The sequence below is a fragment of the Allorhodopirellula solitaria genome (genome assembly GCF_007859855.1).
Lineage (GTDB): Bacteria > Planctomycetota > Planctomycetia > Pirellulales > Pirellulaceae > Rhodopirellula > Rhodopirellula solitaria.
In genome coordinates this window covers 390,148-415,082 of the sequence record NZ_SJPK01000002.1, presented here as the reverse complement: position 1 = coordinate 415,082, position 24,935 = coordinate 390,148, and the positions used below count along the sequence as shown (strand labels likewise).

The following is a 24,935-nucleotide window of genomic DNA, read 5'->3' as shown; positions in this document are numbered from 1 at the left end:
CAGACGATTCTTACTCGATGTCCGAGGCGGCACGCGGGTCAACCTGCAAGCTCGCGAGGTAGGCGACGAGATCGCGGAGCTCACGGGCAGAGATGAGGTTGGCCAACCCGAGAGGCATCGAGGATTGGCCTTTCTTGCGAGCGACAATGAGTTCTTTCTCGATCCGGTGGTGGGCACCATCGGCGGCGATCAGCTCGACCCAGTCGTCGTCTTCCGAGGCGACGATTCCAATGAATACACTGCCATCCTCATCAGCGATGACCGCTGTTTCAAAGCCTTCGGCGATTCTCGCGTTGGGCAGGCAGATCGACTCGAGAAGCTGGCGACGAGAGAGAATTTTCCCAACCGTGGTCAGGTTTGGCCCGACTTCCCCACCTGCCCGGTCGACTTGATGGCACCGCACACAGGACAACTCAGTCTTTCCGAAAAAGAGTTTTTTACCCGCGTCGGCGTCGCCTCCGTTGAGGCTGTCGAACCAAGCGGCGAGTGGTTCGGTGGACTGCAACTTTTCTTCATAGGCTGCGATCTTCGCCTCCGACCCCGGTAGGCGACGGCGGGCCGCTTCAGCAACATTGAGCCGCACGTCGCTGGGCAACTCACCGCTGAGGTAGTCCTGCAATCCGATCGAGATGTACTTTCCCGCGTGGGGCGAATCGTTGGCCGCAATCAGGTCCCACGCCAATCCTCGCACCGGTTGGCTGGAACTCTTCGTCGCGGTGACCAATCGTTCGAGAGATCCGGCGGCGTCGTAGCGTCCGAGTACACGGAGACTCGCCAGCACGATGGCAGTGGGCTGTTCCAAGTCGACTTCTCGAGCGAGTTCGATCGCGAGTGGCTTTTCCAATCGAGACAACGCCGTCAAGGCTGCTGCCCGCTTGGACGGGTTGAGCGATTTATCGGTAAATCGCTTGACCAGGTTCGGTGATATTTTCGCGATCCCGAGCGTCGAACCCACGTCGATCGCTTTTTCGCGGACCGGGCCACTGGCGAGCATCAGCTCATCGATGCGGCCGGTCATGGCGACTTTGGCAATGGATTCGTTCGCCGCACTGGGCGATCGCGGACTGCCGGGTAGCGGTTTGTTGCCTGGCACAGGTCGGGGCGGCAACGGGTTGTACTTGTTGGACACCCGGCACAACGGCCCAGGGTCGGACCAATCGGCGAGTGAATCGATCGCTTCAATTCGAGCCCACTGCGGCGAGCGGTCCGATGCCGCAAACTCCGCGATGGCTGCCGCCGCGGCGGGCGTTCCAATTCGGAATCCAGCCGAGAGCACCCGCCTGAGTAACGGTTCAGAATCAATCGGTAGGTCAGGCCGACTGATCATCTCGGCCAAACGTTCTTGAGCGACTGGGATGGGCGCGTCATGAATCGCCATCGCAGCCTCAGCAACGACTAGCGTCTCAGCATCGCCTAGGAACTCGGCAACCTTCTCACTGCGACGATTTCGCAGGGCCGCTACGGCGGCGCGGCGGATGTCGATGGAGTGGTGAGTTTGCAGATTGACGAGCGACGCCACCTCGGGAACAGCAGCCATGAAACGGATCGCGGCGTGCCGCAGCGAGGGATCTCGGTTGGCATTCAGCTCGACCCGCTTGAGGATCTTGGACATCGACGCGTTCTGGAGAGCATCTGTTGAGCCTGGCTGATCACCGGCTAGCAATTCGGCCAACCCCATCATGGCGTGGTAGGCGACACGGGCATCGTCGTCGTCGACAGCATCGATGAGCTGCTCAATCGAATCGACGTCATGTTGGTCGGCTGCCAAGCGACAACTGGCGGCGCGAATCCAGGGGCTGGCGTCCTCAAAACCCACACGAAGGGCCTCGAGCACCTGCAGACGCTGGTCGTCCTGCAACCGGACAGCATGTTCGGCGCCCCAATATCCGTGCAGCCGAAAGCGCGGATCGAGGGTGGTGTCGAGGGCAACCTGGATCAGCGATTCCGCCTCACCTCGACGCGCCAATTCCCACTGCGCAGCCAAGCGAACGCGGCGATCGACGTGGCTCAACCGAGACGCGAGCGTACTGGCATCGAGTTGCTCGACACCCGACGCCAACATCTCCTGGACCTCTGCCACGACCGGGGCATCGCGTTGGGATGGATCCGTAATCCGATAGACTCGGCCTTTGCCCAGTCCATCCCATCCGTTGACCCAGTCGCTGACGAGTAATTCTCCACTGGGCCCGAAGGCAACGTCGGTCGCCAGCACATTCCAAATGGGTTGGTCGTTCTCGCCGAGTTCGTAGAACGCACCGGCTTGGTTGAGTTCGAAGGATCGGATGCCGCTGTTGCTGGGGCCCCCACGAAAATCACACACCAAGAATCGATTCTTCAAGCGATCGCCAAACCCAGTACCAGGATAGAACGCAAGCCCCGAAGGACCATCGGTGAAGTTGGCGATCGGCGGAACGAGGTGGGCCGGTTGGTCGTTGTGATGCGGTTCCCAAATTTTCTGGCGTCCGAAGGGACCTCGATCGGGAAGATATTGGTAGTGCATTCGCCATCCGCTATCACCGCCCTCGAGCAACTGCACGATACGCGCTTTGTCGCCGCTATCGCTGTTGTTATCGACCGTGAACCAGTCGCCGTAATCGTTGAAAGCGAGTTCCTGTGGATTGCGCAGGCCGCGGGCGTAAATCGTCAAGTCGCTGCCATCGGGCTCGCAGCGAAACACAGCGCCCTGGTCGGGATGCGAGAGGATACGTCCATCGGGTGTGGAAATATGAAAACCGCGATCACCGATCGAAAAGTACAATCGTCCGTCATACCCCATCGTGAGGCCATGCAGGTCATGCCCTCGAAATGCCACGCGGACGCCATAACCATCCGACAGAACACTCCGCTGATCAGCAGTCCCATCATCATCGGCATCGGTCATCCGCCACAGCTTCGGGATGCACGTGTAATACACGTCCTCGCCATGGGCCAGCACGCTTGCGCCGGTGCCCTCTTCCAAGGCATGAAAGCCATCGGCAAAGATCGTGCTCTGGTCCGCTTTGCCGTCTCCATCCTCGTCGACAAGACGACGAATCCGGTCCTCTTGCTGTGCATACGCAGCTGCCCCTTCGCCGAGCAGTCGCTTGTGGTAGTCAATACGATCCTGAACTGTTTCAGCCGCGAGATCAGCGAGCACCCAGGCTTCGTCGTGAGCCCGGTTGTCGGTGACCCCGCGGTTCTGGCGAAAGGTTTCGCAAACGTACACTCGCCCCCGGGCATCGACATCCAAGGCGACCACATTGGCAATATCCGGCTCTGCTGCGAACAGCCTGATCTGCCAATCCGGTTCGACACGAATTGCCGACATCGCCTCGACAGGCTCATTGGAGGCATCGGCCACGTCGGCGACCGCGGCCGTCGACCGATTCGAGTCCGTCGACTCAGCCGCCGGTGTCGTTCGACCCGCCATCGACCCGACGGCGATCGCAAGTAGACAAGTAATCATTCGATGGGGGCGAGACAAACGATCGCCTGGGCGAGAATAACGAGACAGCAATGGATGTGACATAAGACGATTAGATCGAAATGGCAGCGATAGAGGATGACCGGAGAATCTGCCACAATTCAACGGAGGCAAACCAGACAATTCCGGCAACATGCACTAGGATAAGAGCATGTACTAGGATAACCGTCCCAAGCGGCACAGAACATGATTGCAGCCGCAAAATTTGACAAACAAATTCAACTCATCGATGTCCCAACCTCCCACAAACGACGGCGACGCGACCGACGGCATGGCTGCTGAGCTGCCGGTTCGCGGTGAATCCGACGAAAGTGCGAGACCGGTGGAGAAGGTATCTGCAAACGAGGAACCAGTCCGCCGGGGCAGCCCCTTTGCCCATTCGTCCGAGCCAAGCGATACGGTGTCTTCGGCGACACCTGAGCTGGTCCTGGATCCTCAATGGGGAGTGTTGCGGGCAGCCAATTGGGCATCCGCCTGGGTGGCGATCTGCGCCCTAGCCTGCCTCGGGCTCTTTCCCGCTGGCGGTGTGATCGTGGCGACCCTGGGCTGCGCCCTGGCCACCGTCGGGCTGTTCTCATCCCGCGTGATCGCCGCAGCCATGCTGCTGGGCCTTCACGCGTGGATTTTCTTCGCCTGCTATCAACGCCTATTCTGACTACGCTGCTTGCAACGAGCGATGCTGGCTCGCGAACTGGACCCACTGAGTGACTTCCTCCAGATCAGGCAACGCACCGCCGCGAGCAATCCGTTTGCCTTCACTCGACTGGGCGATCGCATCGACGAGCTCGAATAGCTCACTGGCACTGCACTGAGCCAACTCTTCTGCGGTCGTGACACCGGCAGCGACGAGGAACTGGGCATCGTGGCCACGCATCATCGGCACACGGCACACCAAAGTCGTCTGCTGTTGCCACTCGATAACGGTCGATGTCTCGACGCGTCGGTAATCGAGCCTCTCAGCGATCTCGGCGGCGTCTGCCTGCAACAGATCGTCGACGGTAACGATCCCGATCCGGTTGAGCCGTTCAGCCATACGAGGTCCAATCGATGGAGCATCGACCACGTCATCGGCGCGGTGGAGATAAAAACGTAATGTGGTCTCGGTCGAGGTTTCGGTTCGCTCGCTGGATTGCTTCCGACTCTGCTGCTTTCCCTCGCTCCGTGCGGACGAACTGCGTCGACTCTGCGTCGCCCCACTCCGCTCGGCCTTCCGTCGCGAGTTCCGCTCTGCACGCTGTGATCGCGTCGCCGCCTCGCTCGTCATCCGATATGAAGCGGGGGACGGGGAGGTTGACCGGGATTCCGTCGAGCGTTTGCGACTGCGTTTTTCCTCGCCTGTCCGGTGACGGTCACTGCCTTCGGAATCGTAGTCTCGAGTGAGCTCGTCGAGATCGTCCACGATCCGTTCAGCACGCCGTTCGACTTGGACTTCATAACGCTCTTGATCAAAATCGTCGTCTGTCAAATCGGCATCGCCGTTGTCGACATACTGCGTTTTCGTGGATCCACGCCGACTGCGGCGTGGCGCATCGGCCTGTTCACGGGCCACACGCGTCCGGACACCTCGCCCGTCGACCGTGCGACTGCGGAAGTTCGTGTGAACACTGTCGTTCGCCGAAGCGATCCAACTCGTGATTCGTGACAACTCATAGCTCGTTCCCGACAATAGAATACGTTGGCCGCGTTCGGTTGCCAGGAATGTTTTTACTCGATCGAGGAGATCCGTCGGATGAATCGCCGCGAGTTGAGCCGGATCGGTGATTCCGCATCCGACCAGCACTCGAGCATCGAAACCCCGGAGTTGAGGCACGCGGCACATCAAGCGACACTCCGCTTGCCAGCGACGTACCGTGCGAGCATCCACACCGGCCAAGCCGAGTGTATCGGCCAGGCGGTTGCTGTCTTGGTTCATCAAGTGCGTGATATGCGAAATACCGATCCGTCGAAGTCGCTCAGCGGCAACTGCATCCATCGAAGGCGCGGCATCAATCGGGCTGTCCACGGTCAGGAAGAAGGGGACGTCGTCGACATCGGAAATCGCTGAGCTATGGTGACGGGCCGTGAGGCTCTGTGCCACATCAGACGTCTGGGCCGCCCGCGATTGGGCCGCCCGCGATTGGGACATCGGCGAGTTTGTCGAAACCGTCGAGCTCTGGTCGGTGTAGTAGTACCCGTCGCGGCATGCTGCACCGGCGGCGGGCACGTCCGTCGCGGTCGAACTGTGATAGCTCTCGCCTCGCAGGCCAGCGCTCTCCCGCCAGGCGTGATCGAATTCTTGATTGACACGTCCTGCATCGGTCCAGTCCGGTTCACCTGCACGGCCAAATTGCTCGGCCGGCAAGCCGTCGACGCCGATTGTGTGCGGCCCGCTATAACGATCGTCACGCTGACCACCCCGCCACAGCGGTCGGTGAGCATGCACGACCCGCTGCGTGTGCAAGGCAAAATGACGGGCACCACAGCGTTGCAGGTAGTTCGCCAACGGATTGTGCTCAGTCAGAATCAACAGTTGCCGACCGGCGGCGGAATAATCCGCCAGGGCTGAGGCGATCGCGTCTCCGCTGATCCCTTCGGCCGTCCAATGCTCATAGGCGCCAGCGTCCGCTGCGTAGGGATAGTTCGAGTGACCGGCTGTGCGTGATTGCCCATTGGACGCGTAGTCAGCAAACAGCTCGCGATGCGTTTCGAGAACCAAAGGAATCCCATGCCCCATCCGGCCCAGTAGCTCGCCGGCTGCCATGCGGATCGCCAGGGCCGCGACAGCGCGAGTCGTCGCCGGTACGCTTCGTTCATCCGCATTGTCAATCGATACCGCGACACTGCGACCGGGCACGCTATCAGGATCGACGGGATTGCCCCGATCGGACGCCAACGACGTGTAGCGGTCGGCCGCGATCGGCGACGTGGACCAGCGGATGAGCCGGTGACGACCGTTGGAAAGCCGAACCAACCAGCGGCTGGAAAGTTCAGCCAGCGAAGATTCATCTCGCAGTTGCGGGCGGCAGCGATTCAATTCTGAAATCAATTCGTCGCGGCGACGCTGCAGCCGAGTGATGTCATCATGGGAATGATAATTGAGTTGCACGCTCGGGGCAGATCGCCGAGGCCTCGCCGCTTGGAGCTCTCGATCGAAACCTTCGATGCTCCGGTGGCAGCCAGCGATTTCTGTATCGAGCGAACGCAGTTCCGCAGTAATTGCATCGAAACGCCCGGTCATGTCCGCCTCGTAGCCGTGCCCTCGCCCAGCCGTTCTGCCCATCCCAATCGAATAGACTGAATCAACGATGGGTAGGAAACGTTGTGCATGTCGCAGCACGGCGGTCTGGTCTAGAACGACACGTAATTCTTGCTCGACGCTCGCAAGCTCTTCGACCGCGGCACTGCGTTCGGACGTCCAGTCGGGATGGTGGCTCGTGAACCGAGAAAACGAAGGCCGAGTCGCGAGCGACTGGCCCGCCAACGCTTCGACCACGCGGCGACGGCGAGCGAGCAGGTGATCCAGAGTTCGGTTCAGCTCAGCGGTGGTCGCGTCGAGATAGGAGGGCTGCACATAGTCACGATGGCGCAGTTGCTCGCGTACGCGGCGCAGTGATTGCTCAATGGCACCATCGCGTTCATTTTCGACGAGCCAAGAGTGTGGGTCCAAGGGGTGACCGGCCGCCGCCGAGGGCTTCTCAAACCGTGAGAGCAACCAATCGAGATGACGGGTGGTTGATTCGATCCGCATGGCGAGATCGTCAACGGGGCGTAGCGGTTGATAGGCCGATGCATAAAAGTCGGACCAGGGGCGATCGCTGCGATAATGGTCCATTGCGCGGACGAAGTAACCATACCGTCGGCCTCGCAGCCAGCCGTCGTCGAGCCAGTCGTACGATTCGGGGACCGTCGCGTCGGTTCGTCCCGAGGCACTCAAAAGATCACGCAAGGATCGCACGTCTGCGAGCACGCGGCGTAGCGACACAATCTCTTGGTCAGCTTGGCGAATGCAGTTCTGCAGTTCCTCCGATGACACCGACTGCCACGCCGAGGGAAGAGTGTACGATGCCGCAGTAGCGTAGCCGTAACCGGGCTCCATCGTCGATGCCGGGTAGTTCCCCTGCCGATCGAGATGGCTGTCGAGCTCGGCCATCCATCGCTGCAGTGCCGCAGCACGACTGCGGAGCGAATCGGCACGCTGATGGAGGGCTCGCAATCGAGCATCCCGAGCGATCCAGTGGGCATCGGCTCGTCGGGAGTGGAGCGACGAATCGACTGGGCCGAACTCGCTGGCATCGTACGAGCCGGTCACGCCATGATGATGACGCTCTCGTAGCTCCGCATCACGACGGGCGATCAACTCGTTACGCCGCCGCAGTAACTCATCTCGTCGACGAAGGCAGTCATCGCGATGCCGGCTGAGCGTTTCGATCTCACTGGCGCTGCACGCCGCGATGTGTTCAGGTTCGCCAACGCCATCGACGCCGCGGTGATAGACACCCTCACTCGCCAATCGTTTCCCCAGTTCGGCTTCCACGTCAGCGAGTTCGGCTCGCATCGCGCGGCGCCGGCGGTCATCGAGCGCCGCGGGCGAAACAGAACCGCTCTCGTGCGCAAAGCCGCGTTCATTGAAATGAGAGGTTTCGTTCTCGAAGGGCAGGGGAGCCAGATTGGGTTGATCCAATCCAGCCGAGATGCAGGCAGCGACAACACGAGAGGGACTGCTGATCGTCGTGTCGACCATCACGCCATCGACGATGGATTCCGGTATGCGGATATTGCCGAGCGTTCGCGAAGCCAGAGAGGACTGACCCTGACGCGTGCCGGCCGCGTTGCCATGACGGCCCGCTCCCGGTGCAGCAACGTCAAACCAGCCGTCGGTGTAACCGTTCCATGAGCCGGCCACTTCACCGCGTGACTCAAATTCAACATTGCGTCGGCCACCCGGGGATCCGTCTTGCTCGCGGCGACAATGAATCCAGCCGTTTTGGTGGACCCAGACCACGCGTCCCGCCGAACCGCTAAGCATGCCCCGAGGGTAGTCGCGGTCGATCAGTGAATCGCGAATGAATCGACCGATCGCGGTCTTGCCCGATCCGGGCGCCCCCAGAACCACGTTGAGATGGTGAGACAGGGGTCCCAACTCCACATGGCTCAAGGGACCATGACTGTCAATTTCGATTCGATCCAACAACATCGCGGACGCTCCATTCCATGGGTGCGATAGCTGGCACCCACCCGGGTACCAACCGACTTCAGCGAAGGCCTGGGGCACTCCTGCCCCTGGCGGGATCCTTCGCCATAAAAATTTCCTGCATCGACTTTAATCGAAATGGCAATTTTGCCGAAAGAGCGATTCCGTGAAACTCAATCAAATGCCGTCAAGAGAACTTGATCTGATCGTTGAGCGTGCAGATATCGTAGATGTAACCGATGCCGAACAAGCCGCCGGTGACCAGGTAAACCAGTCCGGTGAGCAGTTTTCCCATGTAAAACCGATGGGCGCCGAACAGTCCTAAGAAGATCAACAGGATCCAGGCGATGCTGTAGTCCGTCTCGCGAGCCGGGTAGCGATACTCCGCCTCTTCGGACATGGCGGGGATCAAGAACAGGTCCACGATCCAACCGATCAGCAGCAATCCACCGGTAAAAAACCAGAGGGCCCCCGTCAAAGGCTTCCCGTAATAGAAACGGTGGGCACCCGTGAAGCCAATAATCCAGAAGAGGTAACCTATCAAGACCGGGTGGGTCGGCGGTGAAAATTCCGCTGGCTGACTTCGTGAAGAATGAAAATCGTCGGGGGAGGCAACGTGTGGCTGCGATGGAGACATGGATGCTCTGCAATCAAAGGGACGGAGCCGAAATAGGCATGATGCGATAACCTATTAGGCTGGGTTTGACACCAATCCGGGCGCGTGTTCTCGCGCTGTTTTGGCAGTCACAGCAATCAACAGGTGCGTTCTGGATGCATATTCTGTGCCAGTCAAAATCGGCCGCCCCGCCGCCTCCGATCGTCCCCACGTCGTCCCCACGTCGTCCCCAGATCGTCGCCTGGTCGCCGCCTCCGTTGCTGCGACCACGCTCGGCGGTGGATCCTAGGAGACCAGATTCGCTTCGTACGCAGTGATTTTGTCTTCCTGCTGCAGCGTCTGGGCGATGTCGTCGAGGCCGTGCAACAGCTTCTCACGGCGACTGGCGTCGATCTCGAAAGACCGTTCGAACCCGGCCCCGTCCGACACTGTTTGATTTTCCAAATCGACGGTGAGTTGATACGGGTTGCCCTGAGCAGTCCGCTGGAACAGCTCTTCCACGTCGGCTTCGCTCAACACGATCGGCAACAATCCGTTCTTGAACGAATTATTGAAGAAAATATCGGCAAACGAGGGGGCAATGATGGCGCGGAACCCATAATCGTCGAGTGCCCAGACGGCGTGCTCGCGACTGCTGCCACTACCAAAGTTCTGGCGCGCGATCAGGATCGACGCTCCTTTGACATTCACTCGGTTGAGCTCGAATTCGGGGTTCTCGGTCGTGCCGTCATCGAGAAAACGCCAATCATAAAACAAGAACTGGCCAAAACCAGTCCGTTCGATTCGCTTGAGAAACTGCTTTGGGATAATCGCGTCGGTATCGATGTTGGCGCGATCGATCGTCGCGACAACGCCTTGATGGACAGTGAAGTGTTGCATCGGAAGCCTTCGGCTTGGAGCCGCTAACGTTTCGTCAGCAGCTCAGTAGGTGAATGAAGTAAGTGTGAGAAATAAACGGGGTAGGCTAGCGATAATCCCACTGACGGATATCGAAAAAGTGACCCTTGATGGCGGCGGCGGCAGCCATCGCGGGACTGACCAAGTGGGTTCGACCGCCTTTGCCTTGCCGACCTTCAAAGTTCCGATTGCTGGTACTGGCACAGCGTTCGCCCGGAGCGAGTTTGTCGGGGTTCATGGCCAAACACATGCTGCATCCAGCTTCCCGCCAATCCAATCCGGCGTCGACGAAGATCTTGTCGAGACCTTCCTTCTCGGCTTGAGCTTTGACCTGACCGCTGCCGGGCACAACCATCGCATTGACGTTGCTACTGCACTGGTGGCCTTTGACGACGGCGGCGGCGGCTCGCAGGTCTTCGATCCGGGCATTGGTGCATGAGCCAATGAAAACACGGTCGATGTTGATATCGGTGATCCGTGTGCCCGCTTTCAAATCCATGTACTGCAACGACAGGGCAATCGTTTTCTGCTCGCCGACATCGCTCGAGTCGGCCGGGTCGGGTACGCAGCCATCGACCCCAAGGACCTGCCCAGGGTTAGTCCCCCAAGTGACCTGTGGACGAATGTCGCTGCCCTGATAGACATTGCTGCGATCGTAGGTCGCGCCCGCATCGGTGGGCAGCTTCTTCCAACGTTCGACGGCGGCGTCGAAATCTTGTGGGACTTCCGGTCGCCCTCGCAAGTAGTCAAAGGTGGTTTGGTCCGGAGCGATCATCCCGGCGCGAGCGCCAGCTTCGATCGACATATTGCAAACCGTCATCCGCTCTTCCATCGACATCGCGCGGACGCAATCACCGGTGAACTCGAGCACATAGCCGGTCCCACCGGCCGTCCCGATCTCGCCGATCAAGTACAAAATCATGTCCTTGGCGGTAACACCCCGGGGCAACTCACCATCGACGCGGAGCTCGAACGTTTTCGGCTTGAACTGCAACAGCGTCTGCGTCGCCAACACATGCTCCACTTCGCTCGTTCCGATACCGAAAGCGAGCGCCCCAAAGGCTCCGTGGGTGGCGGTGTGCGAATCGCCGCAGACGATCGTCATGCCCGGTTGGGTGTAGCCGTTCTCAGGGCCGATGACGTGCACGATGCCCTGGCGGACATCATCGATGTCGAACAGTTGCACACCGAATTCCTGACAGTTTTCTCGCAGCGTCTGGATCTGCTTGCGAGCGATCGGATCGGCGATCGGCAAACTGCGGTCGGAGGTCGGAACGTTGTGATCGGGCGTGGCGATTGTCCGCTCGGGCCGGCGAACGGCCCGGTCGTTGATCCGCAATCCCTCGAATGCCTGGGGGCTGGTCACCTCATGAACGAGGTGCAGGTCGATGTACAGAATCGACGCTTCGTCTTCGGGAGCGTAGACGACGTGCTCGTCCCAAATTTTGTCCAACAACGTACGGTTGCCGGTCGAGACGGGGGGAGTGGCCGATGTGGGGGCAGCGGCAGCGGAGGGGTCAGACATCGAGCAGCGGGAATTATACCAGGAGCGAACATTCTGCGAGAAACACTTCTCGCGAGCTATCGCTCACACTGTCGGCACTCATCGCTGAAATGTCAAGATCTCCCCTCAAAACACGGGCTCTGGGGGCGCCGCAAGATACTAAACCGGTTCTTCAATCAGTTCGTGGATCCGGTCATGCTGATTCGGGACGATCCGCGTCACACTCACCTTGGTTCGACGCAGTTCTTCGACCTCACTGACGAGCTGTGAGAGTAGATCGGAGAGCTCCATCGCGGCGTTCTCGCCAATATTGACCGTCAGGGCTTTGCGTGAATTGAAACTGAGACCTCGATTGTCCATGGTACTGTTATCCCGTCGCTGAAAAATTAGAAGATGAGTGAAGAAAAGAGTTTCGTCAGAGGGAAGGATAATCCATCCCATTCTGTGCACAACTCAGAATCTATTCAACCGTTACACTCTTCGCCAAGTTACGTGGTTTGTCCACATCGCAACCCCGCAGAACGGCGATGTGATAGGAGAGCAATTGCAGTGGCACGACAGATACAATCGGCTGGAGGAACTCCGGAGCTTCGGGAATCATGATCACATCGTCAGCAATTTTGCGAATTTCTGTGTCGTTGGAGCTTGCGATTGCGATTACGGGGCCTCCGCGCGCCTTTACCTCCTCCATATTGGACAATACTTTGTCATACGTGGTCCCTCGAGGCATGATGAACACGCTCGGAGTTTCCTCTTCGACCAACGCGATAGGGCCGTGTTTCATCTCGGCCGCTGGATAGCCTTCCGCGTGGATATAGCTGATTTCCTTCAGTTTGAGGGCTCCCTCGAGAGCTGTGGGAAAATTGTATCGGCGTCCGAGGTACAGCACATTGGTTGCCGATTGGTACTTCTCGGCGACACGGCGGACTTCGTTGTCGCAGGTCAACGCCTGCTCGATCATGGCGGGCAACCGCCGTAAATCCTCGATAATTTGCTGGCCGGTCTCAAAGCTCATATGCCGCATCCGCCCAAAATACAGGGCGAGCATCGCCAGCACGCAGCACTGGCTCGTGAAAGCCTTCGTGCTCGCGACACCAATCTCAGGCCCCGCGTGCAGGTACACCCCTCCATCGGAAGCCTGGGCGATGGAACTGCCGACGACATTACAAATTGCCAGGGTGCGGTGCCCCTTCCGCTTGGTCTCGTTGAGCGCCGCGAGCGTATCGGCGGTCTCGCCACTTTGAGTGATTCCGAACACGAGAGTGTTGTTTTCGATCGGCGGATTGCGATACCGCAATTCGCTCGCGTACTCCACACAGACCGGGATTCGCGACAGTTCTTCGATCATGTACTCACCCACTAGCGCCGAGTGCCAACTCGTGCCACATCCGGTGAGGATGATTCGTTCGACGCTGCGGAGCTGCTGTGGGGTGAGGTTGAGACCCCCGAAGACGGCCGTGGCATCTTGGTCGTTGAGACGTCCGCGCATCGCGTTTCGCAACGCATCGGGCTGCTCGTAGATCTCCTTGAGCATGTAGTGCTCGTAGCCATTGAGGCTGACTTCACCGGATTCAGCCTCGAGGGGCTGGATCTCAACACGCACCTTACCGCTGTCGCGATGCAGGACGGAGAACCCGTCCGCAGTCAGCACAGCGAGCTGGTGGTCGGCGAGGTACACGATACGATCAGCTCGGCCAGCAATCGGCGATGCGTCACTGGCCAGAAAATACTCGCCCCGCCCGACGCCGATCACCAACGGGCTGCCGAAGCGGGCGGCGATCATGAACCCGGGCTTATTACGAAAAACGACTCCCAATCCATAAGTCCCTCGCAATTGAGCGATCGCCCACTGCACCGCGGTGACGTAGCGGGCATGCGGCTGCCCCTCGGTCGCCGGCGTGTTAGCGAGCCCTTCAGCGATGAGGTGCGCGATGACCTCCGAATCGGTCGCCGACTGGAAGACATAGCCTTTCTCGAGCAGCCCATCTTTGAGCGACTGATAGTTTTCGATCACCCCGTTGTGGACAAGCACGACTTCGCCGTTTCCGCCCACGTGGGGGTGTGCATTGACCTCGGTGGCTGGTCCGTGGGTCGCCCAACGCGTATGACCAAGACCGAGCGTGCCAGCGGGAGGGTCGCCTAAACGATCTGCGAGGGATTGGATCCGGCCGACCGCGCGGGTGACGTGGATCTCGTCGTCGCTAGCAATCGCTACACCAGAACTGTCGTAGCCCCTGTATTCCAGGCGACGGAGCCCCTCGACGAGGAAATCTGCGGCATCGTCGCCACCAACATATCCAACAATTCCACACATCGTACAGCTACAGCCTTCCTGTCGAAGATGGCAATCGCAAGAGAGCCACCCTGGGTCAAGAAAAGAAAACGTCGGGAAAAGAAACGCGAAAAAGGAGCCACCATTCAAGACAGCTCCTGCGCAGGGTTTCGCAACTCTATCGCCTGACGTCAAGGTCTAAGAATCTGTCCGCCGTTTTCTCCCGCCGCCTGGATCAACCTGCCGGAGGCGTTATCGCGGATCGATTCTTATGTGAAATTCTTGTTCAGATGTCATCATCCGCCTGGCTTCGTTCTCAAATCTCGCGAGCAAAAGTTGGGTTCCACTGGACGCGATGGGCGATCGGACGGACGGGGTTGGACACGGAATTCCGCGATTGCCAACCGGTTTGGCGGGCACCGAGTTCTGGTGTCTCGACCGGATTTGCGTCTCGCGGATCGGGCAAGGTCTGGGGTTCGTCTTCGCTTCCGTAGCCGCCATCGGCATCACGATCCGACGAACTCGGCGTGCCTTCGGACCCTCGCTCGGGAGCGTCGATCTCAACACGGCCCATCCGGGATTGGGGAACGTCGCTGTCGTTCTGGGCAGGGGCTTCGAGCACCGAATCCCCGTCGTCTGGACTCACTCGATTGCTCCGCACCGAATCGCTAGGTTCCTGAACGCTTGAGGATTCAAACGGGACGCACTCGGTCGTTGACTCGATCACTGGCGAGAAAGACGAGTAGCCGCTGCTGATCGCGGAGCTGAACGGATCGACGTACGACAAGGGAATCCGTTGGACGACTCGGCGGGGCACCATGCGTTGAACAGTGTAGGGCTCGTACTTCGCAACGGTCACGGGACGCATGACCTTTCGACGCACCTCTTCTTGCTCGTAGTACTTCACCGTGATCGGTTCCGTCTTGGTTTCGTAGACCATTCGCGTGCTCTGCACAGGCACCTTGCGAATGCGTTGTTCGGCGACCCAGCGTTTATGCTCGACGGGCACCTTGCGAGTGGTCGTTTCGGTGATCGGACGGCGGATCGTGTACGGCACCTTTCGAGTCGTCGTCTCAGGAACCATTCGGGTCTTTTGCACGGGGACGTTCTGCGTGACGACTTCAGACTGCATACGCTGCACCTGGACAGGCACGTTCTGCGTGACGACTTCGGATTGCATCCGGGTGACCTGCACCGGGCGTTGAACCTGGCGCGACTGCGGCACAAAGGAGGTCTGGGCAATATCCTGAGTGATGTAGTTGGGCCGATAGACCATTTGGGTTTGGGTGGTCGGCGGAGTAAAGGTTTGAGCCATCACGGGTGCCCCTTTGACTCGCGCGAAAATCCCCAGCGGTCCAGGGACGGCATAGGCCCGCGGGTTCCACGCCATGGTGTTCTGTACCGCTCCCGGGGTGACAGTTGTCTGGGGCACGAATCCACCTGCGTCAATGGTCTGCTGGCGAGTCGTCGTCACTGGGCGAAACGACGTCACCGTTTCGGACTGATACTGCGTCTCGACGACGGGGCGTTGCACGGTGTACTGACGCTGGACCATCTGCGTTTCAGTCACCGGCCGCTGCACCGTGTATTGCTGCTGGTACATCTGCGTTTCGGTCACCGGCCGGTAGGTCGTGACCTGCTCTTCCCGCTCTGCCGTTTCATTGACATATCGCGTCTGGGTCACCGTTTCGTCCCGATAGGAGGTTTCGGTAACAGGTCGGTAGATCGTGTAACGTTCTTCCCGGTAGCTCGTTTCCGTAACGGGCCGAGCAACTTTGTAGGTGCGTTCTTCGGTCCGCGTCCGGAGCACAGGGCGGAAACTCGTGACCTCTTCCTCGACCATTTTGGTCTCGTAGGTCACCCGCGTGCGCTCGACGGTTTCAGGCTGCATCACCGTTTCGCACTCGAGACGGTAAGCGGGTTGGAAACAACAGGCATCCTGGGCCGAGGCAGCAGGGATCCCAGCGGCCATCAGCGAGGCCAGCAAAGCGGCACCGTTGGAGCGAGTGAAAAGCGAGGCGAGGTGTTTTTTCTGCATGATGTTCATGACCGTCAGTTTCATAGTGCTGCTTGTAGTAGCCATCGTGGACAGTAGCATTCGGACTGGCAGGTCAATCTTTTCCCCGTGCGGTGGCAACAAACCACCGGCCGGATTATTCGATTGAGCGAGGCCAAAGGAAATCCACCCACTTCGTTTGCGATGGAGAAGCTTTGCCAAGCAGATGCCGTAACTCAAAGCAATATCCACGCTGTAATAGCCTAGGCAGGACTTGAGAAAATTGTGGAAAAAACCCTGAAAAAAGTGGACTTTTACACGAGGTCCGTTGGGACAGTTTCGCTAGATTGCCAAGCCTGTTTCGCAGTCGCCACAACCGTTGCATTTTCTCAACAAATTGAAAATCCACGATTTGCTCTGGAACCGTCCAGCCCCGATTCGCTATGCCTTGGGGCACGAAGCGGGCCCGCAGGGATTTGTGGGCTTATCGCTATTTCGTTTCCACGCACATATGTTCACTTAACACGACTCGCTGCGATTGGCAGCCGGACGTGCACCCCGAACATCCACCGGCAGGGAGAGACCGCCGTGCAAACGCTCAAAACATCCGCCATCGTCGTGCTTATGATGACTGTGCTCTACGGAGCCTACGTCTCCATGACGACGCCGCCTGATTCCTTGCCACCCGGCCTGCAATCGGTGCTGGTGGAGTCTGAAAACAGCGAGTTCAGCGATGGCTTGCCCGACGATTTCGCCGATTTCGGGATCGATACCGGGACCCCCGAAGGCATGGGCGACTCGCCCATGGCATCCGGGATGCTCGGCCCCCCAATGGACCCCGCCGACCCGGCTCAGCACGGACCAGGGCGGCGAGGGAATCCAGGCTCTCTAGGAGGCCCTGGCGACCGAGCTAACAACGACGCGCTCGCTGGCCCCGGCGGCCCGCCCGAGACGCCTTCGTTCCAACTCAGCGATGTCGATGTGAATGATGAACTTCCACCCGTCGCCAGCCGCTTGCCGGTGGTCGCCGCTGGCGAATCCGCCAGCGTCGCGGCCGACCCGAACCGCCAATACCCGTCGACGGGCTCGAGTTTTAGCCTGCCCGATCCCAACGAAACCGCTGAGATGGGATTGCCCGAGTCGCTGGATAACGCGCCGCAGTCGCCCGAAAACACCTCGTCTCCGGCAACCGACACCGCGGATGCAGGACTCGCCAACGCCATTGCCACCGCGGACCGGCAGTTTCAAGAAGACCGACGCCGCGAAGCCCTGGCGACGTTGAGCCTGTTCTACGAAACACCCAATCTCAGCCAAAAACAACGCGAGCAGTTGCTCAGCCGACTCGATCCGCTCGCACGCGACGTGATCTATTCCTCGGAACACCTGCTCGAGGAACCCCACCGCGTCGGTGGCAACGAAACGCTGATGGACATTGCTAAAAAGTACGACGTCCCCTGGCAGCTGCTCGCCAACATCAACGGCGTCAGTGATCCCGTCACGGTTCTGCCGGGAACAGATCTCAAAGTCGTCCGCGGCCCGTTCCGCGCAGACGTGGATCTCGAGAATCACGAGATGACGCTCTTTCTAGGTGACCTGTACGCAGGCCGTTTCCCCGTGGGAATTGGCAGCGACCCCTCACCACGAACCGGTAGCTACACGATCCAAGAGAAAAAGTCCGCCAAGACCTACTACGACATGGCAGGCACCCCCGTCCCCCCGGGCAATCCACGCAACCCCTATGGGTCGATGTGGATCGACTTGGGGCAAGGCATCAGCCTGCATGGCAGCCCTCAAAACGACGAGGCAACCGATCAGGGCTGTATCAGCATCGCGGGTAACTACTCTCGCGACGTCTTCGGAATTCTCTCCGAAGGTTCCTCGGTCACCATCCGCTGAACCGCAGCGGCAAGGCCAGCAGGCAAACCCGCCTGAACGGGTTCGCCGGCCTCGCCAGCCAACTATTCCTTCTCTTCTTGCGAGCTGAAATCGCCTGCGAGGGCGATGACGAGCTTCTCGGGATCGATGTACTTCTTGATCGCCGCGTTGACTTGCTCGATTTCGGCGTCGCGAATCTGTTGTTCCTGTTGAGCGACCGCTGACATGGTGCGGTCGGTGAAGAGGGACATCAGCAGCATCGTTGCCAGCGATGCGTCGCCGGTACGGGAGATCCGGGCTGCTTGCAGATAAGCTTGCTTGGCAGCAGCGAGTTCCTGTTGCGTCACACCATCGGCAATCAATCGGTCGATCTCTTCACGAATAACCTTCATCAATTTGTCTTTGTTATCCGGATTGGTGATCGCATAGATCGTCAAATCAACTCGCTCGTCTTTGGGTCTCGGCGATAGTCCGCTGCGAACCCCGTAGGACAAACCTTCTTGTTGCCGAACTCGATCTGCCAATCGGCTGCTCAGTGAACCGCCGCCGAGGACGAAATTACCGAGCGTGAGCGCGGAGTACTCAGGATCGAGATCCGACAGAGTGTACTGCTCACTGCTGTAGAGCAGGGCGTTGGACTTGTCCGGGGTCTCAATCGTGACGGTTTGTCCAGGCACGTCGGGGTGTGCAGGGCGGTCGATCCGCACATACGGCTCATCGGTGGTCCAACCCTCAAGTTGTGCCTTGACGGCGTCGAGAACGTCGGCGGGTTCGAAGTTGCCGACGACAGCGAGTTGGCCTGCTTGGTTGCCCAGGTACTCCGCGTGCAGGTTGCGAACCTGCTCGATCGTGGCGTCTTCGTACATTTTGATCTCTTCGTCGATCGTCATCACGTAGCGGATGTCGTCCTTGGGATAGGGCGACAAAATCTGTTGGACCTTGCGCGGCGCCAGTGCATTCGGTTCGGTTTGGCTCTGCTGCAAGCTGGTGACGGCTTGCTGCCGGAGGAGTTCAAACTCTTGCTCGTCGAGCAGTGGGGTCTTGAGCACATCGCCGACGAGCTCGATGACCTCGACGAGGTTTTCCTGTTTGGTTTTGATCTCCACGCTAAGCAGTCCCATCAACGTATAGACCGAGACGTCGGCCTTCAGCCGGGTGTATTCGTCTTGCAGTTCTTGGTAGGACAGATCCGTGGTGCCTCGTGCCATCAAGAGGCCGAGCAGTTCGACGGCGCCCATTTTGTCTTTGAGCGTCGTCGGAGTTCCAAACCGGATTGCCATTTTCAGGGAAACAGAACCGCCCCGTGTTTTTTTCGGCAGCAGAGCGTACTCGATGCCGCCGACCAAATCGCCGCGCAGCACCCGTTTCTCGATCACGTTGGGATCGGGGTCAAAGCTCTCGCCAGCGGCGACCGCTTCGCGGCCTCGATAGTCTTTGAGCACGACGTTGAGGTCGGGCGATTCCGGGATGCTAACGCGCTCGGATTCTTCGCTCGGGATGAACAGGCCGACGGTCCGGTTGTTTCGGACGAGGTACTTCTGGGCGACTTCCCGAACGTGCTCAACAGTGAGTGCTTCGACTTGATCGCGATAGAGAAAATAGAGCCGCCAATCCCCTTGGGCGGCCCAATCACTGAGGGTGACGGCGATGCGGTCGGTGTCGGCACTGGCCATGTCGCGTTGCTTCAAAATTTGAGACTTCGCCCGCTCGACTTCGGCCTCCGTGATCGGGTTCTCGCCCCAGGAATCCTCGAGCACCTCGATCAGTTCCACACGAGCTTGCTCGAGCGAATGGTCTTCGGGGATTTCGGCGATCGACACCAAGAGCCCGGGCTCGCGGAATCCATAGGCCATCGCGTAAACGCGGCTAGCCATTTTCGATTGAACCATGGCCTGGTACAAGCGGCCGCTTGGTTCGTCGCCAAGGATCACGGTCAGTGCTTTGACGGCCGCGAAGTCCGGATGGCTGCCGGCGGGGATATGGTAGGCGGCACCGACGGCTTGGACGTCGCCGACGCGGCGCAGCACCACGGTTCGCTCACCGTCTTTGGGCGGTTCGACGGTATAGGTTTCATTGATCGGTTTGCTGGGGACCTGCAGCGGTCCAAAAGCGTTCTCGATGGTAGCCAAGGCGTGATCCGGGTCGAACTTGCCTGCCACGATGACCATCACATTGTCGGGCCGGTAGAACTTGCGATAGAACTCTCGCAGCTTGACGACTGGCACTCGCTCGATGTCACTTTGGTTGCCGATGGTTGACTTGCCATAGTTATGCCAATCGTAGGCGGCCGATTCCATTCGCTGCATCAGCACGCGGGTGGGAGAATTCTCGCCGCGTTCGAATTCGTTGCGGACCACCGTCATCTCGCTGGCGAGATCCTCGCCGCGGATGAAGCTATTGACCAACCGATCGGCTTCGAGATTGACTGCGAACTCCAGGTTATCTTCGCTGGCGGGCAGGGTCTCGTAATAGTTCGTCCGGTCCATCCAGGTCGTTCCGTTGAAGCGTGCTCCACGCTCGGTTAGGGATTTCGGGATGGCCGAATGAGAGGGCGTCCCCTTGAAGAGCATGTGCTCGAGCAGGTGAGCCATTCCAGCTTCGCCGTAGCCTTCATGACGCGAACCGACGAACACGGTCATGTTGACGGTCACCACCTCTTTACTCTCGTCGGGGAACAGCAGAATCTGCACGCCGTTATCGAGTTCGTATTGGGAGATTCCCTCGACGCTGCGAATCGGCTTGGGCAGGCTGGCGGAGTCGGCCACGTTGTCGTCCTGGGTTGTTTTTGAGTTGGGTTTTGATTCCGACGAAGACTCCGACGGCGGGGGATCCGCAACGCAGGGCAGCGTCATGACGGCGAGCCAGACGCACGCCAGGACGGGGATCAGTCGCAGCGCCGATGGGCGGCCCATGCGATCGTGCGAGTGCCAAAATTGAGCTGGCGAAAGGTGCCGTTTCATCTGTTTGAAATCCTTTTGGGTGGCAGACGGGTCGTGGTGTTGCAATTGTAACGCCCCGACTACCGCCTCGGCCATCACCCTGGGTAAGATGCGGCTATGCCTGTACCCAACCCCCATGACGAACCGCCGCCTGACACAGCCGATGAGGCGGACGATCGTGACTGGCGACTCGCCCTTGAGATCACCGACGAGGAGGTCGGCTCGACGGCGGACGTCAAAACGATATCGCGGGGCCAAGTTGATTCCGATCAGGACATTGCCGTCGAAGTTCTTCTCGCCGGACGTGTGATCGCGGTCTTTCGACACGCGGGATCCTGGTTCGCGATGGACGGAATCTGCTCGCATCAAGGCGGTCCGCTCGCTGCCGGAATCGTGCGGGATGGCTGCGTGACCTGCCCCTGGCACGGCTGGCAATATGACTTAGCCACCGGGATTCAAATGATCAATCGCCAGCCGCTGCAGCAATCGTTTCCGGTTCGCCAGCTCAATGATCGCGTCGAGATCCAAATGCCAGTCGAGAACGAGTCAGACCAACAGAATTGAACTTGCTAGGCCATTGCGTCTGCCCCTCATCTCTCCATTGCCCCCATGGTGTCCCCCATGCCCAACCATTCGCCACAGCATACGTGTGACTCTCCTGATTGCGGGTGCCGCGACGTGAACATCGAGGCCGCCCTGCGAGTCGCGGTGATCACGCTGAGCGATACGCGTTCACTCGCGGAAGATCGCAGCGGTGACCGAGTTGCCGAACTTCTTCAGGAGGGAGGGCATGTCGTGGCCCAGCGATTGGTGATGTCCGATGATGCCCAACCGCTGCGTGAAAAAATCGCTGCGCTAGCGGCCGACGATTCCCTTGATGCGATCATCTCCACAGGCGGCACGGGCATCGCCCCACGCGATATGGCTGTCGATGTGATCGAATCGCTGCTCGAGGTCAGTCTTCCAGGATTCGGTGAGCATTTCCGGGCCCTCTCGATTGCTGAGATTGGTCCCAAGGGTATGTTGAGCCGAGCGACAGCGGGCCGCATTGGCCATCTTGTCGTCTTCGCGCTGCCCGGATCGACAGGAGCCGTCACCACCGCCATGAACCAGTGTGTCCTGCCGATCATCCGGCACGCCTCGGCACTCGTGTCTGGCTGAGGAACATTTGGGGCTTACCTGCTTCGCCCCTGCTAATCCAAGGGTCAGCACTCGACCCACCATCAGTCGAACCCGTCGAAGACGCCGACGCCGGCGCTGGTGAGAATCAAGCGACTGCTCTCGCGAATCAGGAAACGGGCTGCTTCTTCGCGGAACGTTTTGGCGGTTTGCAGCCGCACAATCGGATGATCGATGCGGCCCAAAATCCGGACGACCAGGGTGCGGTCGCGCAGCAGATCCGAAATATCGAGGATGACCGACCCCGGCAGCAGCGTGCGCAGCAGGTACTGCTCGGCCAATTGCTGGAGATCAAAGGCGATGTCGCGATAGTCACCTGTCGCGATCAAAGCCTCCATATCCATGCGTTTGCTGCGCAAGAAGATTCGACCATCGGCGCGGACCACGGCGGCATCGCCCCCCAGCCAAAATTCGTCCATGGTCAGGACACCGTTTCCGATCACACCACGGGCTTCCCCGACATGAAATTGTTCGGTCGCCAGAGATACCGGCCCCAGCCATCGCCCGGCTCCGGCGAGTCCCGGGACGGCACCGCCTCGCGTCTCACCCAAGCGGAATCGGAAGCGACCGGCGATATCGTCGACCGAGCGAACGGATTTGCCTCCGATGCTCAAATCACCTGTGATTTCACCGGTTGCCCGACTGGTGGCTTGCCCGAGCTGATCGCTCAAACGAAAAAAATCGACGCGTCGTGCTTTCCACTGACTCGATAGATCGACGCCACTGGCACCTCGCTGGGAGGAGGCTACTGTCACGTCTCCATCCAACGACCCACCTCCCACTTGAGCGGTGATCGTCGGCAGCCGCAGCTTCCAACGCCGATTCACGATGTCGGCGTCCAAATGGATACCACTGCGAGCGGTCCCTAACGGGATGTCGCTCACGGCGAGATCGCGCCCGATCGCATTGCCGCGAACTCGCAACGCCTGGTCAATTCCGCTCACCCGCACCGTGGCGGAAACTTTCCCCTCGGCCCGATCACTGATCGCGGGGGCGAAAAGCAGCCCACGATGGACATCCACGCGGTCGATGCGAGCTGTCAGGTCTGTTCGCAACTGCAGCTCACCGGTATGCCGATCGATCTCGATCCGTCCGCTCGACCGCGCCGATCCGCCGGCATAGTCGCCCACCAGCGAATCAATGCTCAGCACACGGCCATCGAAGCGACCGCGTGAGGTGATTCGCCTCGATACGAGCGTATTTTCATGTCGCAGATTCGTAACATTCAGTTCCCACTGGGTGTCAGCTCCCGAGCGACCAAGCTGTGGAAGAGAAGTACCGCTGACTTCACCGGAGAGATCACCTTGAACATTCAAATGAGTCATGCCGGCGAGCCTCAACATCGAGCCGATGGGGAGGTTGCCCAGTCGTATGTTCGAGCGGTGCAATCGACCGATCACGTCGGACCAGCGATCCTCCGGCGATGTTGCCGCCGCCATGTCGATCCGCACGGTGCCATCGAGAACTCGACCATCGCCACGCAGTGACACTTCGCCTTGATCAGCAGACAGTTCAAGGGAAAGTTCGCCGAGTGCCTCGTCGCCCAAACGCATGTTGGCGACATCCAGCCGAGCGGTGCCCTGGTGCGACGCCGGTTGATCGAGCAAGCCGACCGGCACCCGCCACTTCAAATCGCCCGCGAACGATGCTGAAAAATCAGGAGGATTGGCTGTGGACAGGGGCAATCGAATCACGGGGCGGATATCTGCAAACTTCACATCGGCCACCACGAGGCCCTGTCCACTGAAAGGGACACTGCCCGAACCCGTCAGGCTTCCGCCAAAAAGTTCCGCGTCCAGACTATCGAGGCGCACCGCGTCCGCTTCGACGACGTAGTCACAAGCGATCCGGCGAACCCTCATCTGTGCAGGCAACTCACCGTCAGTACGAGTTGGCTGAACCTGTAAATGGCTGGGGTTGAGATGAATCTCATGCTCAAGGATCCCTAGATCCACACCAGCAACCCGGAGTCCGGGTGAGGCGACGGCGGCTTGAATATCCCACTGGCTGTCGGCAAGGGAGGCGGCCAATCGCCCCTTCCCCTGGCCGCGGAAGTCCAGTTTGCCTTGCACCCATGCAAAGGCGTCTGAGGTACCGGCCTGGCCGCTCGCGGATTGGAAGAAAGCAGCAACGCTCTGGGTGGGGATATCGTCGCCGGCCACGTCCACTTGGAATGGCCCCACCCCAGCGAGCGGTAGCACCGCCGTGCCCTGCAACCGAAGTGAGTCAAACTCATCATCCGTCGCGGAGAGTTCAAATCGCCCCAGATTCAGCGTGCTGGACTCAATCGAAACGTCACGGATATCGAGAGAGGCTGGAGGCAGTCCCTGGAGTTGCAAGGAGTCACCCTGCAGGTTGGCCTGTAATTCGTAGGACGAGACATCCGAAATCGCATCGAGCGGGGCCGCGAACTGCACGTTGCCCGATACCGTTCCGGCTTGAATGAGCGTGTTCGCCGAACCGCTGCGCACCTTCATTACCAGGTCGGTGATCGGACGGAGGGCGATGTCTTTGACGTTTAGTTTGGCCGTCACGTCACCGCGTGGTATCAGTTCAGCGGTCCCCTCGCCGTCAATCACTCCCGCGACGTCGGAGGTCGCCGTCGTGAGTCGCGTCCGCAGGTTGCTCAGGCTGACCTTGCCGCTGCGATATCTCACGTCGGCTCGGAGGTCGTCACAGCGGATCGTATCCACACGCAGTGATGGGCTGCGGAGAGTGCCATCGAATCGATACGCGGCACCGTCGCCGAGCGCCGTCCAGGGCACACCGACTTCGAACTGCACCGTGACCTTCCCGTCGAGAGGCACGCCGATGTCGATCCCGATCCTCGCCAGACGCGAGACCAGCTTTCCCGCGTCGATGTCCTCAAATGCCCACTGGGTCGTCCAGTACCGAGGCGGATTCGCAGCGGGTTGTTCCTGGGCAGCCTCCTGAGCGCGCTGCTGTGCCCAGCAGCACCTCGTGGCAGGCAAAGTTACGAGCAGGGAAACGATCAGTAGAAAAGGACGCATCATGGGCGGGGTA

Annotated in this window: 15 protein-coding genes; 5 read left to right on the top strand and 10 right to left on the bottom strand. The window is 59.6% G+C overall.

Going from position 1 to position 24,935, the window contains the following annotated elements:
* Positions 1 to 10: 10 nt before the first annotated feature.
* Complete coding sequence (locus tag CA85_RS04875) at positions 11 to 3,445, bottom strand: PVC-type heme-binding CxxCH protein (protein WP_246112513.1); 3,435 nt, start codon at positions 3,443 to 3,445, stop codon at positions 11 to 13.
* A 247-nt stretch (positions 3,446 to 3,692) separates the two neighbouring features.
* Between CA85_RS04875 and CA85_RS04870 the strand changes: the two genes are divergently transcribed.
* A complete protein-coding gene (locus tag CA85_RS04870; RefSeq protein WP_146390172.1) occupies positions 3,693 to 4,118 on the top strand; it encodes a hypothetical protein in 426 nt (141 codons plus the stop codon).
* Here the strand turns inward: CA85_RS04870 and CA85_RS04865 are convergent, their stop codons facing one another.
* Both CA85_RS04865 and CA85_RS04860 read right to left on the bottom strand, forming a co-directional pair.
* Complete coding sequence (locus tag CA85_RS04865) at positions 4,119 to 8,636, bottom strand: DUF4332 domain-containing protein (protein ID WP_146390171.1); 4,518 nt, start codon at positions 8,634 to 8,636, stop codon at positions 4,119 to 4,121.
* 184 nt (positions 8,637 to 8,820) lie between these two features.
* Positions 8,821 to 9,270 carry an NINE protein gene (locus CA85_RS04860; protein WP_146390170.1) on the bottom strand — a complete coding sequence of 150 codons (450 nt, stop codon included), beginning with the start codon at positions 9,268 to 9,270 and terminating at the stop codon, positions 8,821 to 8,823.
* 145 nt (positions 9,271 to 9,415) lie between these two features.
* Here CA85_RS04860 and CA85_RS25945 point away from each other — a divergent pair, with 145 nt between their 5' ends.
* Positions 9,416 to 9,538 (top strand): hypothetical protein, encoded by a 123-nt coding sequence (locus CA85_RS25945; protein WP_261344704.1) that lies wholly within the window; start codon positions 9,416 to 9,418, stop codon positions 9,536 to 9,538.
* Here the strand turns inward: CA85_RS25945 and leuD are convergent.
* The 5 genes from leuD to CA85_RS04835 form a co-directional block, all read right to left on the bottom strand.
* Positions 9,535 to 10,128 carry a 3-isopropylmalate dehydratase small subunit gene (leuD, locus tag CA85_RS04855; protein WP_146390169.1) on the bottom strand — a complete coding sequence of 198 codons (594 nt, stop codon included), beginning with the start codon at positions 10,126 to 10,128 and terminating at the stop codon, positions 9,535 to 9,537. The two genes, CA85_RS25945 and leuD, sit on opposite strands and share 4 nt — an antisense overlap.
* 85 nt (positions 10,129 to 10,213) lie before the next feature.
* Positions 10,214 to 11,671: a 3-isopropylmalate dehydratase large subunit gene (gene leuC, locus CA85_RS04850; RefSeq protein ID WP_146390168.1), complete on the bottom strand. Its 1,458-nt coding sequence runs from the start codon at positions 11,669 to 11,671 to the stop codon at positions 10,214 to 10,216.
* Between the two features lie 138 nt (positions 11,672 to 11,809).
* Positions 11,810 to 12,010 (bottom strand): hypothetical protein, encoded by a 201-nt coding sequence (locus CA85_RS04845; protein WP_146390167.1) that lies wholly within the window; start codon positions 12,008 to 12,010, stop codon positions 11,810 to 11,812.
* A 100-nt stretch (positions 12,011 to 12,110) separates the two neighbouring features.
* Positions 12,111 to 13,964 (bottom strand): glutamine--fructose-6-phosphate transaminase (isomerizing), encoded by a 1,854-nt coding sequence (gene glmS, locus CA85_RS04840; RefSeq protein ID WP_146390166.1) that lies wholly within the window; start codon positions 13,962 to 13,964, stop codon positions 12,111 to 12,113.
* Between the two features lie 274 nt (positions 13,965 to 14,238).
* Complete coding sequence (locus CA85_RS04835; RefSeq protein WP_146390165.1) at positions 14,239 to 15,984, bottom strand: hypothetical protein; 1,746 nt, start codon at positions 15,982 to 15,984, stop codon at positions 14,239 to 14,241.
* A 522-nt stretch (positions 15,985 to 16,506) separates the two neighbouring features.
* Here CA85_RS04835 and CA85_RS04830 point away from each other — a divergent pair.
* Positions 16,507 to 17,814, top strand: coding sequence for a L,D-transpeptidase family protein (locus tag CA85_RS04830; protein ID WP_246112512.1), 1,308 nt, complete (start codon positions 16,507 to 16,509; stop codon positions 17,812 to 17,814).
* A 62-nt stretch (positions 17,815 to 17,876) separates the two neighbouring features.
* Here CA85_RS04830 and CA85_RS04825 read toward each other — a convergent pair whose 3' ends face one another.
* Positions 17,877 to 20,753, bottom strand: coding sequence for a M16 family metallopeptidase (locus tag CA85_RS04825; RefSeq protein WP_246112511.1), 2,877 nt, complete (start codon positions 20,751 to 20,753; stop codon positions 17,877 to 17,879).
* A 96-nt stretch (positions 20,754 to 20,849) separates the two neighbouring features.
* Here CA85_RS04825 and CA85_RS04820 point away from each other — a divergent pair, with 96 nt between their 5' ends.
* Positions 20,850 to 21,296, top strand: coding sequence for a Rieske (2Fe-2S) protein (locus tag CA85_RS04820; protein WP_146390164.1), 447 nt, complete (start codon positions 20,850 to 20,852; stop codon positions 21,294 to 21,296).
* 57 nt (positions 21,297 to 21,353) lie between these two features.
* Positions 21,354 to 21,893 carry a MogA/MoaB family molybdenum cofactor biosynthesis protein gene (locus tag CA85_RS04815; protein ID WP_186774749.1) on the top strand — a complete coding sequence of 180 codons (540 nt, stop codon included), beginning with the start codon at positions 21,354 to 21,356 and terminating at the stop codon, positions 21,891 to 21,893.
* A gap of 62 nt (positions 21,894 to 21,955) precedes the next feature.
* Here CA85_RS04815 and CA85_RS04810 read toward each other — a convergent pair whose 3' ends face one another.
* Positions 21,956 to 24,925 carry an AsmA-like C-terminal region-containing protein gene (locus CA85_RS04810; RefSeq protein WP_186774748.1) on the bottom strand — a complete coding sequence of 990 codons (2,970 nt, stop codon included), beginning with the start codon at positions 24,923 to 24,925 and terminating at the stop codon, positions 21,956 to 21,958.
* Positions 24,926 to 24,935: the final 10 nt, after the last annotated feature.